Here is a 15,044-nt window from a genome sequence, read left to right on the forward strand (position 1 = left end):
GTGGGCCACGGCCCGTTTGCGATGAATAAAAAGAAGATTTTCAACGACCCGGTGTATGGGTTCGTCACGGTGCCCACTGAGCTGCTGTTTGACCTCATCGAGCACCCCTACTTTCAGCGGCTGCGGCGCATTCAGCAGCTAGGGCTTACCAACTTCGTGTATCCGGGGGCGTTGCACACGCGCTTTCACCACGCGCTAGGGGCCATGCACCTCATGCAGCTGGCGCTGCGCACGCTCAAGGACAAGGGCGTGAAGATATCGGCTGCGGAGGGTGAGGCCGCCCAAATTGCCATCCTGCTGCACGACATCGGCCACGGGCCGCTCTCGCACGCGCTGGAAACCAGCATCTTCCAGGACGTGCCGCACGAGCAGCTATCGCTCTATTTGATGGAGCGGCTCAACGAGCAGTTTGGCGGGCGACTGGGGCTAGCCATGCAGATGTTTCAGGGCAGCTACGGGCGCGAGTTTTTTCACCAGCTCGTGAGCTCGCAGCTCGATATGGACCGGCTCGACTACCTCAACCGCGACTCCTTCTATACCGGTGTGGCCGAGGGCCGGCCGGGCGCCGACCGCCTCATCAAGATGCTGCAAGTGGTAGACGAGCGCCTGGTGCTGGAAGAAAAAGCCGTGTACTCGGTCGAGAATTTCCTGGTTAGCCGCCGGCTGATGTACTGGCAAGTGTACCTGCACAAGACGGTTACGAGCGCCGAGCAGATGGTCATTCGCATTATGCAGCGCGCCCGCGACCTGGCCCGCGCCGGGGTGGCGGTGCCGGGTAGCACCTGCCTCACGTTCTTTCTGGGCCGCGCCGTGACCCTAGCCGATTTTGAAACCAACCCTGATATTCTCAGTCATTTTGTGGAGCTTGATGACACGGACGTGTGGTCGGCCATCAAAAGCTGGAAAAGCCACCCCGACAAAGTGCTGAGCTTCCTGGCCAAGAGCCTTATTAACAGGCAACTGTTCAAAATTGTAGTCAGCCCCGAGCCGCACGATGAAGAATTTCAGCTCGGCATCGTGGAGCTGATTGCCGAGCATTTCCGGCTAGCCCCCGAGGAGGCCCGCGAGCTGATGATAACCGGCCGCCTCAGCAACACGGCCTACGACGCCGGCAGCAACGAAACCATCAATATCCTGACTAAGCTCGGCAAAGTCGTGAACGTAACAGAAGCCTCCGACCTACCTAATATTCAGGCACTTAGCCAGAAGGTACAGAAATTTTACATCTGCTACCCCAAGGAAATCCTGTAGCGCCTGAACCCTTTTTATGAGCCGTGCAGCTGACTACTGCACGGCCAGGTAGTGCGCGCTAGGGCTTACAGTACTTCCAGGTTGAGGCGCGTGCGCTCGCTTTCCACGTTGCCGGTATTAACTGTGGTTTTGGGCTCTATCATCATAATCCAGGTTTCGGCGTCGGTGCGCGGCCGGTGCTCCACACCGCGGGGCACCACCAGCACTTGGCCAGGCAGGATTTCTTCGGTGCGGTCGCGGAAGTCGATGAAGAGCTTGCCTTGCACGACCATAAACAGCTCATCTTCCTCGGCGTGGCTGTGCCAGATGAACTCGCCATCTACGCGGGCAATCTTGATGTGCTGGTCGTTTAGCTCGCCGATGATGCGCGGGTTCCAGAGGTCTTCAAACTGCGCAAACTTATCGGTCAGGGTGATGGGCGTGGGAGTCATGAGAAAAGACTAAAGTGGCTTTATGAGCTGGAAAGGTACTAAAGCTCGAGTAGGGTGAGGCAAAAAGCATCCGGTTGGCTGCTAGGCACAAGCCAGCTAGCACGGCAGTAATCAAGGGTACTTACTGCCCGTTTCCTGACCTTTCCACTTAACTCACGTAAGAAAATTGACTGCATCTACTACCAGGCAGAGGTAAGTGCTACCGAATAAACAACAAGAGTATGAACCTGACCACTAAAAAAGTACTCATTACCGGGGGTAGTATCGGCATCGGCAAGGCCCTCGTTGCCGAACTAGCGCAACGCGGCGTGCGCGATATTGCCGTGATAGGCCGCCGCCGGGAGCCGCTAGAAGCCCTGGCTTCCGAATATCCAGCTGTCAGGTTCCTGCTACTCCCCGGAGACGTGGCCCGGGTAAAAGACCTCGACCACGCCGTGGCTACCCTAACAAACACCTGGGGCGCGCTGGATATTCTCATCAACAATGCTGGGGTAGTAAGCGCCGGCCTGCTCACGGAGGTAAGCGACGAGGACATTAGTAGCCAGATTGCCATCAACGTTACGGGCCTGATTTTGCTAACCAAAAAGTGCTTACCGTTGCTGCAAGGCAGTCCGGAAGGCGCTATCATGAACATCTCCTCCGGTTACGGCTACATCGCCATGCCTTTTTACAGCGTGTATGCTGCCACCAAGGCTGCCGTTGGGCAGTTTTCGGACGCCATGCGCCGGGAATTGGCCCAGTATCCGCTACACGTGATGACGGTGTACCCAGCCGCGACCGACACTGACATGATGAAAACGGCCGTGGTGCACAATATGGATTCGGCCCAGGATGTGGCCCAGGCCGCAGTGGAAGGCTTGCTCAATGGCGAAATCAACGTCATCTTGGGTGGCCCCGAACGAGAAGAGCAGATAAAGCTGAATTTCCTGGAGCCCAAAAAGATTGACGAAGTAGCTAAAGCCAACTTTGAAACTCTACGGGAGCGCACCCAAACTCACCGCTCCATGTAACCTAAAACAACTAAAAGGGGGCGCTTGCGCGCCCCCTTTTAGTTGTTTTGGCTGGGTAACAAAGCCGTTACTTCTGCACGAATTTCTTGCGCAGCTCGGCTATCTGGTCTTTGAATTTTTTGTCGGAATCAATCAAATCCGACACAGTTTGCACCGAGTGGATGACCGTGGCGTGGTCGCGGCCGCCGAAGTGGTAGCCGATGGTTTTGAGCGAGTGGTTGGTGTGCTCCTTGGTGAAGTACATGGCCACCTGCCGGGCCGTAACTATCTCTTTCTTACGGGTTTTCTCTTTTAGCAGCGCCACCGGCACGCTGAAGTAGTCGGCCACGGTTTTCTGGATAAAATCGACGTTGACTTCAGCTTCAACCTCTTCGATGATGTGGCGCAGGGCGCCTTTGGCCATTTCGAGGTCGATGTCGCGGCGCGTGAGTACGCTCTGAGCTAGCAGGGTGGTAAGCACGCCTTCGAGCTCGCGCACGTTGGTAGGCACCGAATGGGCCAGGTATTCTACTACCTGCGGCGCGATTTCCATGCCATCCTGCTGGGCCTTATTATGGATAATGGCGATGCGCGTTTCAAAGTCGGGGCTTTGCACGTCGGCAGTGAGGCCCCATTTGAAGCGCGAAAGCAGGCGGTCTTCGAGGCCGCTGAGCTCGCGGGGGGGGCGGTCGCTGGTCATCACAATCTGTCGCCCGCCCTGGTGCAAGTGATTGAAGATGTGAAAGAACATCTCCTGGGTCTTGCCCTTGTTGGCCAAGAACTGCACATCGTCGAGGATGAGCACATCGACGAGCAGGTAGAAGTTGGCGAAGTCCTGCACAGCATTGCGCTGCAGGCTTTCGATAAACTGGTTGGTGAATTTCTCGGCCGATACGTAGAGCACGAACTTCTCCGCATTCGTGGCCTTGATGTGGTTGCCGATGGCTTGCACGAGGTGCGTTTTGCCCAGGCCCACGCCGCCATATACCATGAGCGGGTTAAAGGCCGTGGTGCCGGGCTTGTTGGCCACCGCTAGGCCCGCCGAGCGGGCTAGCCGGTTGCAGTCGCCCTCCACGTAATTATCAAAGGTGTACGTGGTGTTGAGCTGCGACGGCACGATGTTGCGGTCCATCGTTTTGGCCGCGTCGAAGGGGTTGCGCAGCGTGGTGGCCGCTACCTGCGCGGCCGTGGCCGTATTGCCACCGGGCACCAAGTGGCGCGCCTGCGCCACGGGGCGCCCCGGTTGAATACCCCCGGGCGCAGTGCCATAATTTGGGCCGGCGCTACGCTCAGGAGCCGGGGCGCTAGGGGCCGCCTTGCGGGCGGGCGGCAGGTGCATGGCCTTGGGCGGCGCCTGAGCATTGCCCTGGTCGACTACTACGCTGTACTCCAGGCGACCTTCGGGGCCTAGCTCCTGGTAGATGGCCCGCTTAAGCTCCTCAACGTAGTGCTCTTCGAGAAACTCGTAGAAATACACGCTGGGCACCTGAATGGTGAGCACCTTGCCGTGCAGCTCGACCGGCGCAATGGGCTCAAACCAGGTTCGAAAACTCTGCTCCCCCACCTCAGCGCGGATGACGCGCAGGCAACTGGCCCAAACGGTGCGGAAATCCTGCGACATGAAGTGAACAAAAACGAACCCGGCTACTACAACCGACAGCGAAAAAAAGCCCTCCAAGTCGGACCGGCACGGCACCGGCCCGACTTGGGGGGGACAAATTTGCGCATAAACCAGCAGACAAAAAAGCCGGCAAATGCTTGCTTATATGGTCGCGCTAGCAGGTAGCGCCTACGGGCAGCACCAAGGCCCCGGTGGCCCGCACGGGCTGCGCGCCCCGGCGCATTTCATAATCAATACGGCCGAGGTTGATGCCCGACCAGCCTACCTGATTGATGAGCGTAATGTGGCCGTTGGGCCCTGTAATTGGCTCTGGCGCGGGCATAAACGTGTGGGTGTGCCCGCCCAGAATCAGGTCGATGCCCCCCACCTGGGCGGCTAGCTTGCGGTCGTCAAGCTTCTCGCTCTCATACTTATAGCCGAGGTGCGAGAGGCAGATAACCATGTCGCACTTCTCACGCTCGCGCAGCTGCTGCACCTGGGCCTTCGCTATGGCTACGGGGTCGAGGTACTGGGTGGCGCCAAAGTTCTTATCCGCCACTAGGCCCTTCAATTCAATGCCCAGCCCAAAGACCCCGATGCGGGCACCGGCTTTCTCAAAAATCTTGTAGGGGGCGAAGCGGCCGGCCAGCGGCGTGCCTTTAAAGTCGTAATTGGCGATAAGGAAGGGGAAGCCGGCGTTGGGCAATTGCTTCTGCAAGCCTTCGAGACCGTTGTCGAAGTCGTGGTTGCCGAAGGTGCTGGCGTCGTACTTCATGCGGCTCATCAGCTTGTACTCCAGCTCGCCCTGAAAGAAGTTGAAGTAGGGCGTGCCCTGCCAGATATCGCCCGAGTCGAGCAGCAGCACGTTGGGCTCCTGCTTGCGCACACTGTCGATGAGCGCCTCGCGGCGCGCCATGCCCCCTAGCCCGGCCCACTGCGGAGCATTATCGGGGAAGGGCTCGATGCGCGAATGCATGTCGTTGGTGTGCAGAATGATGAGCCGCGAGGTGCTGCCGGCGGCGTTGGCAACGAGGCTGGGGCCTAGCAGGCTGAGGCCCGCCGTGCCAACTAAAGATTTCTGGAGGAAGTCGCGGCGCTGCATAAAAATTCAGGAAGCAGTTATCAGTGAGCAGTGAACAGATAAGACAACGAGAAAAGCATCAGCGACTGTTCACTACTCACTGATAACTGCGCACTGCTACAGGGTTTTCACCCGGCCCTCGACCCTAGCCGTGACGGGCTGGCCGGCGGCGGTAAGCGCCTTGATGTGGTCGATGATGACGGTGCGCAGCAGCAGCCCGGTGTGGCGCAGCTTGGCTGCTTTAAGAAAATCCATGTGGTCGCCGCCGCCGGCCAGGTAGTCGGAGATGGCGATGCGATAGGTCTTGGCCGGGTCGAAAGGCTGGCCACCGATGAGAATATTTTGCGGCTTCTTATCGGGCCCTACGGTATAGACTGCGCCCGACACGGCCATGCCGATGGGCGCCGAATAATCGAAGAGCTGCTGCACCACGGGGCCGGGCGCGTCGAGCACAATGAGCTCGTTCTCGAAGGGCATGAGCTCGAACACATTGCCCAGCGTGACGTCGCCGGCGGGCAGGGCGTTGCGCATGCCGCCGTTGGTCATCACACCCAGCTCGATGGGCTCACCCTTGAAGTACTTGCTGGCGGCGGTGCGCTGCAAGTCGGCCACGAAGTTGACGATGGGGTTTTCGCCGGGATTCTTGCCCAGGGCCACCGGCGCCTTGCCAATCACCTGCTGCATCTCGCTGATTACCTTGTCGTGGTAGGGCTTGATGTAGTCGGCCGCGCCGGCATCGGGTACAATGGCGCCCCCCACGGGCTGGCTGGTAGTGGCCGGCAGGTGGGCGGTGGCTTGCAGCGGGCCACGCTGGCAGGCGGTGGTGAGGGCTAGCGCAAGCAGGCTGGCAGCAACAGAACGAACGAAACGCATCAGATTCGCAACAAGTAAAAGAGCGGGCAACGAGTAGCAGCGGAAACTACAAAAGTAAGCGCCGGAGGCGGCCGCACCGGTTCCAGGCCTAGCCTCGCTACCCGACGCCAAGCCAACAAAGGCGGTATCTTTCGGCCCCTGCGGGCCAGCCGCGCCACCCCGCTGCTCGCCAAAAACTGTATGACTGACTCCTCTCTTCCCCCTACCCCGCCCGTTTCCTTTCCCGAGTTTGCGCCCGTGAGCACGGCGCAGTGGCAGGCCCAGCTAGCCCGCGAAGCCAAGGGGGCCGACCCCGCCAGCCTGCGCTGGACGCTGCCCGACGGCCTAGTGGCGGAGCCCTTTTACCACCGCGAGGCCCTGGCCGCCCTAGGTGGGCCGCCCGCCCCGCTGCCGCCCCGCCCCGCGCCCTGCCGCAACGTAGTGCCCCTCACCGTGCCCGCCGGCACCGATGGCCGCCTGCAGATAGAGCAGGGCGCCGACGCCCTGGCCCGCGGGGCCGAGGGCCTGCACTTTCACTTTAGTGGCGACCCGGCCAGCTTTGCCGTGGGCGAGCTGGCCACCCGCCTGCCGCTGGCCAGCACCTGGCTGGGCTACACCGTGCAGCAGGGGCCCGATTTGCTGCTCGAACGGCTGCACACGGCCAGCAACGGCGAGCCGCTGCAAGGCTTTCTGCGCTACTCGCCTACCACGGTGCCCGAGGGCGCTGAGCTGCTGCCCTTCCGCGCCACGCTGCGGCGCTGCATCGGGCTAGCCCGCGAGTGGCCGGGCTTCACAGCGCTGGCCGTCAATGGCTTGTATTTTGGCAATCGGGGCGCCACGCTTACCCAGCAATTGGCTTTTAGCCTGAGCACTGCCACCGCTATGCTGAGCGAGCTGCCCGACGAAGCCAGCGGCCTTACCGTGGCCGACGTGGCGCGCCAGCTGCACCTCGACTTCGCCATTGGGCCTAGCTACTTTCCCGAAATTGCCCGGCTGCGGGCGGCGCGCCGGCTGTGGGCCACGCTGCTGCACGCCTACGGTTTGCCCGCCGTGGGCGCGGCCACGCTGCCCATCCACGCCACTACCTCGGCTTGGACCCAGACCACCCTCGACCCGCACACCAACCTGCTGCGCCACACTACCGAGGCCATGAGCGCCGTACTCGGCGGGGCCGACTCTATTCAGGTGGCGGCTTTCGACTGCTTGTATCAGGCTCCCAATGAGTTTAGCGCCCGGCTGGCCCGCAACCTGCCGGTGATTCTCAAGGACGAGGCGCACCTTGACTGGGTGGCCGACCCGGCCGCGGGCTCCTACTTCCTGGAAACGCTGACCGATGAGCTGGCCCGCGCCGCCTGGGCCGAATTTCAGGCCTTCGAAGCGCAGGGTGGCATGCTACAAGCCCGCGCCCGCGCCCTGGAGGCCGTGAGCCAGGCGGGACTCGAAAAATTCAAGCGCATTGCCACTGGCCAGGATGTAGTGGTGGGTACCAACCGCTTTCAGAACCACCAGGAGAAGTTTGAATTTCAGCCCAAGCAGCTGCTGCGCTCGCGCGACTTCGACACGACCCGCGCTACCTACCCTAGCGAGGTACTGCGCCTGGCCACGGCCCTGCACTTCGAGCGCCGCGCCAACCAGGACAAGCAGGCCACGCTGGTGCTGCTGGGCGGCGCCCGCGTAAACGAAGAAATTGCCGAGGCCTTCTGGCACCTGCTGCACCCCGAGCAGCGCACCGACACGCCCCCCAGCGCCTCCATTGCCCCCGATTCGTATTCGGTGTTGTTTTCAAAGCCCAAAGAAGCCACCCTCATGTATGCCCAGCCTGAGCAGTTCGACCACCTGGCGCGGGTGGTGCAGCAGGTGCCCGCCGGCCACACCTTCGATATTCCTTCGCTCATCACCTCCGACCTGGCTACGCTGCTGGAAGCCGTGCGGGTGTTCGGGTTCAAGGAATTTGTGGTGGAAGGCCACCGCACGGAGGAGGTATTAGCGCGCCTGCAAGGGAGGTAACAATATGTCTAAAGGAAAGAGAACGTCATGCTGAGCTTGCCGAAGCATCTTGCTTCTATCGTTAGAAAATGACCCTAGCGGCGCAAGCGAGATGCTTCGACAAGCTCAGCATGACCAACGTTATATAAGATAAGATACTAGCCATGCGCCCCGACTTTTCCACTATCGCCTACGACGCCGCTAGCCTACCCGCTCCGGCCAAGCCTGCCGACTACCCTAGCGCTGGCCCCGCCGTGTATACGGCCGCCGATGCCGCGCACCTGCCGCATCTGGGCTTCGGCGCAGGCATAGCGCCCTACCTGCGCGGGCCCTACGCCAGCATGTACGTGCGCTCGCCCTGGACTGTGCGCCAGTACGCGGGCTTCTCCACGGCCGAAGAATCGAACGCCTTTTACCGCCGCAATCTGGCCGGCGGGCAGAAAGGCCTGAGCGTGGCCTTTGACCTGGCCACCCACCGGGGCTACGACTCGGACCACCCCCGCGTGGTGGGCGACGTGGGCAAGGCCGGCGTGGCCATCGACTCGGTGGAGGATATGAAAATCCTTTTCGACCAGATTCCGCTGGGCGAAATGTCGGTGAGTATGACCATGAACGGGGCCGTGCTGCCGGTGCTGGCCTTCTTCATCGTGGCGGCCGAGGAGCAGGGCGTACCGCCCTCAACGCTGACGGGCACCATTCAGAATGATATTCTGAAGGAGTTTATGGTGCGCAACACCTACATCTACCCGCCCGCGCCGAGCATGCGGCTTATCGCCGACATCTTCGCCTACACGGCGCAGCACATGCCCAAGTTCAACAGCATCAGCATCTCGGGCTACCACATGCACGAGGCCGGCGCCACCGCCGAGCTGGAGCTGGCCTATACCCTAGCCGATGGCTTGCAGTACGTGCGCGCCGGGCTAGCGGCGGGGTTGAAAATCGACGACTTCGCCCCGCGCCTATCGTTCTTCTGGGGCATCGGCATGAATCACTTCCTGGAGATTGCCAAACTGCGCGCTGGCCGCCTGCTGTGGGCTAAGCTCCTTAAGCAATTTGACCCCAAGAGCGATAAAAGCCTCGCGCTGCGCACCCACTGCCAAACCTCGGGCTATTCGCTCACTGCCCAGGACCCGTTCAACAACGTGGCCCGCACTACTGTGGAAGCCCTCGCCGCCGCCCTCGGCGGCACCCAGAGCCTGCACACCAACGCCCTGGATGAGGCGCTAGCCCTGCCCACCGACTTCTCGGCCCGCATTGCCCGCAACACCCAGCTTTATTTGCAATACGAAACCGACATCACCAAAGTGGTGGACCCCTGGGGCGGCTCGTACTACGTAGAAAGCCTCACCGCCGACCTCGCCAACCAGGCCTGGGCCCTGATGGAGGAAGTGGAAGCCCTCGGCGGCATGGCGGCCGCCATCGAAACCGGCCTGCCCAAGCTCCGCATCGAGGAAGCCGCCGCCCGCAAGCAGTCGCGCATCGATACCGGCCAGGAGGTCATCGTGGGCGTGAACAAATACCTGGCCCCCGAGGGCGAAGCGCCGCTTGAAGTGCTGCAAATCGACAATGACGCGGTGCGCGAAAGCCAGGTAGCGCGGCTCAAGAAAATTCGCGCCGAGCGCGACACTACCGCCGTGCAAGCGGCCCTAGCAGCCCTCACCGTCGGCGCCACTGACACTACCCAAAACCTGCTGGCCCTGGCCGTGACTGCCGCCCGCTCCCGCGCTACCCTCGGCGAAATCTCTGACGCCCTCGAAGCCGCGTGGGGCCGCCACCAGGCCACCAGCCGCACCGTGCAGGGCATCTACCAGCAAGGCATGACCGAAAACGCTGACTTCGCCCAGGCCCGCCGCGCCGCCGAGGACTTCGCCGCCCGCGAAGGCCGCCGCCCCCGTATGCTCGTGGCCAAAATGGGCCAGGACGGCCACGACCGCGGCGCCAAAATCATCGCCACCTCGTTCGCCGACGTGGGCTTCGACGTGGACCTGGCGCCCCTCTTCCAAACTCCCGCCGAGGTAGCCCGCCAGGCCGTGGACAACGACGTGCATGTAGTCGGCGTGAGCAGCCTGGCCGCCGGCCACAACACGCTGCTGCCCCAGCTCATTGAAGAATTGAAGCAGGAAGGCCGCCCCGATATCCTTGTTATCGCCGGCGGCGTCATCCCTCCCCAGGACTACCAGCAGCTCTACGACGCGGGCGTGGTCGGCATCTACGGACCCGGCACGGTGGTAGCCAAGGCTGCGCTGGAGATTCTGGAGAAGCTGAACTAGGTTTTTGTATTGACATTTTCGACCTGAGAACTAACAAAAATGGCTATTCCGGATTTTCAAACTATTATGCTACCTCTAATGCAAACTATTGCAAATGGGCATGAGGTAAAAATGGCGGATATTAAGACATCGTTAGCCGAAAAATTTAAGTTGACATCACTTGAGCTAAACGAATTGCTTCCAAGCGGTAAACAGCCAGTATTTAACAATCGCATTGGTTGGTCAAAAACCCATCTGAAGAAAGCAGGACTAGTTGACTCACCTAAAAAGGGTTTTATTAAAATAACCCCTCTAGGAATTAGTGTACTGCAAAAATCTCCAACTTTAATAAATGTCTCTTTTTTAAAGCAATATCCGGCTTACTTGGAGTTTATTACAGGCACGAATAATAGCACACCAGCAAGCGAGCTTAAATCAACGAATGTTATAAATAACCAAGTAACTAGCGCTACAGAGTCAACGAAAACACCTGATGAAATTTTGGAAGGTGCTCATCAGCAATTGAGAAACTCCTTAGTACAAGATATTATCAGCACACTAAAGGGAGTATCTCCGTATTTTTTCGAGAAAATTGTTGTCGACTTACTCGTAAAGATGGGTTATGGCGGCTCATTTAAGGATGCAGGGAGTACCACGAAAAAATCAGGAGATGATGGAATCGACGGTATTATCAAAGAAGATAAATTAGGCTTGGATGTAATTTATATCCAGGCTAAAAGGTGGAATAGCCCTGTTGGCAGACCAGAAATTCACAGCTTTGTGGGAGCCCTTGCTGGCCAGGGCGCGAAAAAAGGGGTATTTATTACAACGGATAGATTTACCGCAGACGCGAAAAACTTTGTCCCTAAAAACGAGACTAAAATAGTACTCATTGATGGTGAGCAGTTAGCTCAGTATATGATTGACTATAATCTCGGTGTATCAACAATAAATACCTATGAAATAAAAAGGCTCGATACAGATTTTTTCGAAGAAGACTAATTTTTTATGGACCTCCAACTCACTTCCAAAACGGCCCTCATTACGGGCTCGACGGGCGGCATCGGGCTAGCCATTGCCCAGCGCCTGGCGGCCGAAGGCGCAACCGTTATCATCACCGGGCGCACCGAGGCGCGCCTCAACGACGCTAAAAAAGCCATTCTGGCCCAGACGCCAGACGCCAGCGTGCGCGGCGTAGCCGTTGATTTTGGCGACGCCGCACGGGTCGCTAATCTGCTCCAGCAAGTGCCCACGGTGGATATTCTTGTCAACAACGTCGGCATTTTCGAGCCCAAGCCCTTTACCGATATCACCGACGACGAATGGCTGCACTTCTTCGAGGTGAACGTGCTGAGCGGGGTGCGGCTTTCGCGCCAGTACTTCCCCTTGATGCTCAAGCAGAATGCGGGCCGCATTATCTTCATCTCAAGTGAGTCGGGCTTCCAGATTCCGGCCGAGATGATACAGTATGGCACCACCAAAACGGCCCAGCTGGCCGTAGCGCGGGGCCTGGCCGAGCTCACCAAGGGCACCAACGTTACCGTCAATTCGGTGCTGCCCGGCCCTACTGCCTCGGAGGGCGTCGAAGAGTTTTTGAAGAAGCTGGCCGGCGAGGGCAAAACCCGCGAGGAAGCCGAGCACGAGTTTTTCCGCGATGCGCGGCCCTCGTCGCTGCTACAGCGCTTCATCACGGTAGACGAGATTGCCAATACCGTGGCCTACCTCGCTAGCCCCCTCGCTGCTGCTACCAACGGCGCCTCGGTGCGCGCCGATGGTGGCGTAATACGCAGTATATAAAAACGGCCGGGTAGCTGAACTACCCCAAAAACCGTGTATCCTGCTGACGCTGGAAGTATCTTATCACGCTTAGATTATGCAGCGGTGGGAAGATGCTTCCGGCGTCAGCAGGATACACGTTTTTTATTCTGCCTATAAGGGCTCACTCCTGCTCGGGGCCGCCTAGCAGGTTCCAGGCTTCTTCGTTGCCTTGCTGGCCGGCCAGGTGCAGGGCCGAGAGGCCACGGTGGTCGTGAATGGAGGCGTCGGCGCCGGCATCGAGCAAGATTTTTACAATCTCGTTTCGCCCGAAGAGCGCTGCAAACATGAGGGCCGTGCCGCCGTTGCCGTTGCGCAAATCGAGGCTAGCCCCGCGCTCGATGAGCAGGCGCGCAATACCGGCATAGCCTTTAAAGCTGACGCCCATCAGGGCCGAATTGCCGCTGGCGTCTTGCAGGTCGGGGTTGGCACCGGCGTCGAGCAGCACCCTGGCCGCGTCGAGATGGTCGTCATAGGTGGCCAGGATGAGGGCAGTGTAGCCCTTGCCATTTTGGGCATTAATGTCGAGCTGCGGGTTTTGAAGCAGTTGCTTGATGTCGACTACGTTGCCGCGCCGGGCAGCGTCGTAGAGCAGGTCGATGGGTTGGGCAGAGGTAAAGGGCATAAGCTGGAGAGGTGGTCTGGCTGCTACGACAAACCGGGGCCGGGAGATGTTTAGCCGCTCGGCGGGGCCTGGCCAGCCCTCACTCGCCATCGTGTGCTACTGGGCCTGCGGAGCGGGCAGGCTGGTGTTCCAGATGTCCTGATGCAGCTTCCACTGGCCCTGCTGCTGCTTCCAGACCACAAGGTACTTACCCTTGTCGAGCTGCTGGCTGTTGGCTCCGAACAGCGTGTACACGCCCAGCTCGATGGCCGTATCGGACAGTTCTTCTACCTCCTGTGTATGCAGGCTCACCCGCGCCACGCCCATGTCGAGGGCACCCTGCCAGAACGCCTGAATACCTTCGTGGCCCTGAATGGGGTCGTGGCCCGTGGGCAGCAGCACGGCGTTGCTGGTGTAGAGGCTGGCAATGGCGGCGGCAGAACCCTGCGCAAAGTGCGCTTCAAACGCGGCATTGGCGCGCTGAATCTCGGAGCGGATGCTGGTGGCGGTAGGCGTCATACAACAGAGGGTTAACAGGTGGGAGACAGGCCCAAATGTATTCTGTTTCTGGCAACAATACTAGTTCCTGGCGCTCCTTTTCCCTTATTAGCTAAGCTTTTAGCCCCTAGCGGCCGCTACTCTGGCTCTGCATGTTTTTTATCAACGCCGCATAAAAGCGGATTACCTCCTGAAATGCCGCCGGGCGCAGGCGCTCATTGGTGCCGTGCAGGCTCTCGATGGCCGCCTGGTCCATGAGCAGGGGCATAAAGCGGTAGGTGGCCTGCGGGCAGAGGCTGGCGTAGGCGCGGGCATCGGTGGCGCCCACCACTACATAAGGCGCCACCAGCGCCTGCGGAAACACGCTTTTGATGGTGCGGTGCAGCGTAGCAAAGGCCGCATTATCAGTACGCGACACGGGCGAGGCATCGCGGCCCGGGCCGAGCATCTTCACTTGCACCTCCTGGTCGTTGATAATTCCCTTCACCCGCCGAATGACGGCCGCTACCGAGTCGCCGGGCAGCAGGCGAAAATTGACAGTAGCTATGGCCCCGATGGGTAGCACGTTGTCTTTATCGCCGCCCCGCATAATAGTGGGCGCCGTGGTGGTGCGCAGCGCCGCGTTGCCGGAGGGCGTGGCGGCCAGCGTTTTTTTAATAAGTGACCCAAACAGCCACTGATTGGCAAACACCAGCCGCTTGCCAAAGGGCACGGCCGGCGCCAGGTAGGCCAGTAAGCCGCTCACGCCGCCATCGAGGCGGGCCGGAAACGGCTCGGCTTCGAGCCGGGCCACGGCGGCAGCCACCCGGCCCACGCTCGTGAGCGCCGGCGGCATAGACGAGTGCCCCCCCTGTCCGGTAGCCGATAATTCGAGCGTGAGGTAGCCTTTTTCGCTCACGCCCACTAACGCCACGGGCTGGCTGAGCCCGGCCACGCCGTCGGACTTGATGAGGCCGCCCTCATCGAGCACCATCTCCAGCTGCGGGTGCTGCTGGCGCAGCAGCCTGGCTAGGGCCGCCGCGCCGCGCAGGCCCAGCGTTTCTTCGTCGTGGCCAAAGGCGAGCAGCACCGTGCGCCGGGGCTGCAAGCCGGTGCGCAGCAGATACTCTACTGCTTCCATCTGGCCTAGCACATTCAGCTTATCATCTAAGGCGCCGCGGCCGTAGAGGTAGCCTTGCGCCGTTTTGCCGGCAAAAGGGGGGCTAGCCCACTGTGCTTCGGTGCCGGGCAGCACGGGCACCACATCCTGATGGGCCAGCAGCAGCAGCGGTTTCAGGGCCGCGTCGGTGCCGGGCCACTCGTAGAGCAGGCCGTAATGGCTGACGGTCTGACGCTTGAGCCGCTGGTGCACGAGCGGGAACGTGCGCTGCAAGTAGGCCTGAAACTGGTCGAAGGGCACAGTATCCGTCTCGGCATAGTTGCTGCGCGACACCGTGGGGATGCGCAACGCACCTGCCAGGTGCGCCAGGGCCGAATCGGGCACTACCGCCACGGACGGCGCGGCTGGCACGGCAGCCAGCTGGTGGTTGGGCAGGCGCAGGGTGTTGACGAGCAGCACGGCCAGCAGGGCTAGCGCGGCGAATAACAGCAGGAGTAGAAAGCGACGCATTCTTTCGGGCTAGAGGATAATTGCCTGTCATGGCGAGCACAGCGAAGCAAGCGCATCCGAACGAGCCGTTCGGGTTTCG

At 60.3% G+C, this 15,044-nt stretch carries 13 protein-coding genes; 6 read left to right on the top strand and 7 right to left on the bottom strand.

Annotation, left to right across the window (positions count from 1 at the left end; all coding sequences use genetic code 11):
- Window positions 1-21 precede the first annotated feature (21 nt).
- Entirely contained in the window at window positions 22-1,251 is a 1,230-nt protein-coding gene (locus J4D99_RS05850) for an HD domain-containing protein (RefSeq protein WP_208130770.1), read from the top strand.
- A gap of 65 nt (window positions 1,252-1,316) precedes the next feature.
- Here J4D99_RS05850 and J4D99_RS05855 read toward each other — a convergent pair whose 3' ends face one another.
- Window positions 1,317-1,682: a cupin domain-containing protein gene (locus tag J4D99_RS05855; protein WP_208130771.1), complete on the bottom strand. Its 366-nt coding sequence runs from the start codon at window positions 1,680-1,682 to the stop codon at window positions 1,317-1,319.
- Between the two features lie 221 nt (window positions 1,683-1,903).
- Between J4D99_RS05855 and J4D99_RS05860 the strand changes: the two genes are divergently transcribed.
- Entirely contained in the window at window positions 1,904-2,692 is a 789-nt protein-coding gene (locus J4D99_RS05860; RefSeq protein WP_208130772.1) for an SDR family NAD(P)-dependent oxidoreductase, read from the top strand.
- A 67-nt stretch (window positions 2,693-2,759) separates the two neighbouring features.
- On the opposite strand, the gene dnaA is transcribed toward J4D99_RS05860, so the two are convergent.
- The 3 genes from dnaA to J4D99_RS05875 form a co-directional block, all read right to left on the bottom strand.
- Window positions 2,760-4,292, bottom strand: coding sequence for a chromosomal replication initiator protein DnaA (gene dnaA, locus J4D99_RS05865; RefSeq protein WP_208130773.1), 1,533 nt, complete (start codon window positions 4,290-4,292; stop codon window positions 2,760-2,762).
- 154 nt (window positions 4,293-4,446) lie between these two features.
- Window positions 4,447-5,373: a bifunctional metallophosphatase/5'-nucleotidase gene (locus tag J4D99_RS05870; RefSeq protein ID WP_208130774.1), complete on the bottom strand. Its 927-nt coding sequence runs from the start codon at window positions 5,371-5,373 to the stop codon at window positions 4,447-4,449.
- Between the two features lie 96 nt (window positions 5,374-5,469).
- Window positions 5,470-6,225 carry a 5'-nucleotidase C-terminal domain-containing protein gene (locus J4D99_RS05875; protein ID WP_208130775.1) on the bottom strand — a complete coding sequence of 252 codons (756 nt, stop codon included), beginning with the start codon at window positions 6,223-6,225 and terminating at the stop codon, window positions 5,470-5,472.
- Window positions 6,226-6,405: 180 nt separating this feature from the next.
- On the opposite strand from J4D99_RS05875, the gene J4D99_RS05880 reads away from it, so the two are divergent.
- From J4D99_RS05880 to J4D99_RS05895, 4 genes are all read left to right on the top strand, one after another.
- Window positions 6,406-8,211 carry a methylmalonyl-CoA mutase family protein gene (locus J4D99_RS05880; protein WP_208130776.1) on the top strand — a complete coding sequence of 602 codons (1,806 nt, stop codon included), beginning with the start codon at window positions 6,406-6,408 and terminating at the stop codon, window positions 8,209-8,211.
- Window positions 8,212-8,354: 143 nt separating this feature from the next.
- Complete coding sequence (scpA, locus tag J4D99_RS05885; protein WP_208130777.1) at window positions 8,355-10,460, top strand: methylmalonyl-CoA mutase; 2,106 nt, start codon at window positions 8,355-8,357, stop codon at window positions 10,458-10,460.
- Between the two features lie 39 nt (window positions 10,461-10,499).
- Window positions 10,500-11,441: a restriction endonuclease gene (locus J4D99_RS05890; protein ID WP_208130778.1), complete on the top strand. Its 942-nt coding sequence runs from the start codon at window positions 10,500-10,502 to the stop codon at window positions 11,439-11,441.
- Between the two features lie 6 nt (window positions 11,442-11,447).
- Window positions 11,448-12,236, top strand: a complete 789-nt coding sequence (locus J4D99_RS05895) for an SDR family NAD(P)-dependent oxidoreductase (protein ID WP_208130779.1) — start codon at window positions 11,448-11,450, stop codon at window positions 12,234-12,236.
- 142 nt (window positions 12,237-12,378) lie between these two features.
- Here the strand turns inward: J4D99_RS05895 and J4D99_RS05900 are convergent, their stop codons facing one another.
- The 3 genes from J4D99_RS05900 to J4D99_RS05910 form a co-directional block, all read right to left on the bottom strand.
- The gene (locus J4D99_RS05900; protein WP_208130780.1) at window positions 12,379-12,879 is read right to left on the bottom strand and encodes an ankyrin repeat domain-containing protein; all 501 of its coding nucleotides are present in this window, start codon (window positions 12,877-12,879) and stop codon (window positions 12,379-12,381) included.
- Window positions 12,880-12,975: 96 nt separating this feature from the next.
- Window positions 12,976-13,377, bottom strand: a complete 402-nt coding sequence (locus J4D99_RS05905) for a YybH family protein (protein WP_208130781.1) — start codon at window positions 13,375-13,377, stop codon at window positions 12,976-12,978.
- A 106-nt stretch (window positions 13,378-13,483) separates the two neighbouring features.
- Entirely contained in the window at window positions 13,484-14,965 is a 1,482-nt protein-coding gene (locus J4D99_RS05910; RefSeq protein ID WP_208130782.1) for a M20/M25/M40 family metallo-hydrolase, read from the bottom strand.
- Window positions 14,966-15,044 lie beyond the last annotated feature (79 nt).

It is taken from the genome of Hymenobacter sp. BT559, assembly GCF_017571525.1.
Classification (GTDB): domain Bacteria; phylum Bacteroidota; class Bacteroidia; order Cytophagales; family Hymenobacteraceae; genus Hymenobacter; species Hymenobacter ginsengisoli.

Coding starts and splice junctions, on each gene's coding strand:
- J4D99_RS05895 (WP_208130779.1), top strand. CDS start 11,448: ATGGACCTCCAACTCACTTCCAAAACGGCCCTCATTACGGGCTCGACG.
- dnaA (WP_208130773.1), bottom strand. CDS start 4,292: ATGTCGCAGGATTTCCGCACCGTTTGGGCCAGTTGCCTGCGCGTCATC.
- J4D99_RS05900 (WP_208130780.1), bottom strand. CDS start 12,879: ATGCCCTTTACCTCTGCCCAACCCATCGACCTGCTCTACGACGCTGCC.
- J4D99_RS05855 (WP_208130771.1), bottom strand. CDS start 1,682: ATGACTCCCACGCCCATCACCCTGACCGATAAGTTTGCGCAGTTTGAA.
- J4D99_RS05910 (WP_208130782.1), bottom strand. CDS start 14,965: ATGCGTCGCTTTCTACTCCTGCTGTTATTCGCCGCGCTAGCCCTGCTG.
- J4D99_RS05890 (WP_208130778.1), top strand. CDS start 10,500: ATGGCTATTCCGGATTTTCAAACTATTATGCTACCTCTAATGCAAACT.
- J4D99_RS05905 (WP_208130781.1), bottom strand. CDS start 13,377: ATGACGCCTACCGCCACCAGCATCCGCTCCGAGATTCAGCGCGCCAAT.
- J4D99_RS05860 (WP_208130772.1), top strand. CDS start 1,904: ATGAACCTGACCACTAAAAAAGTACTCATTACCGGGGGTAGTATCGGC.
- J4D99_RS05875 (WP_208130775.1), bottom strand. CDS start 6,225: ATGCGTTTCGTTCGTTCTGTTGCTGCCAGCCTGCTTGCGCTAGCCCTC.
- scpA (WP_208130777.1), top strand. CDS start 8,355: ATGCGCCCCGACTTTTCCACTATCGCCTACGACGCCGCTAGCCTACCC.
- J4D99_RS05880 (WP_208130776.1), top strand. CDS start 6,406: ATGACTGACTCCTCTCTTCCCCCTACCCCGCCCGTTTCCTTTCCCGAG.
- J4D99_RS05870 (WP_208130774.1), bottom strand. CDS start 5,373: ATGCAGCGCCGCGACTTCCTCCAGAAATCTTTAGTTGGCACGGCGGGC.
- J4D99_RS05850 (WP_208130770.1), top strand. CDS start 22: ATGAATAAAAAGAAGATTTTCAACGACCCGGTGTATGGGTTCGTCACG.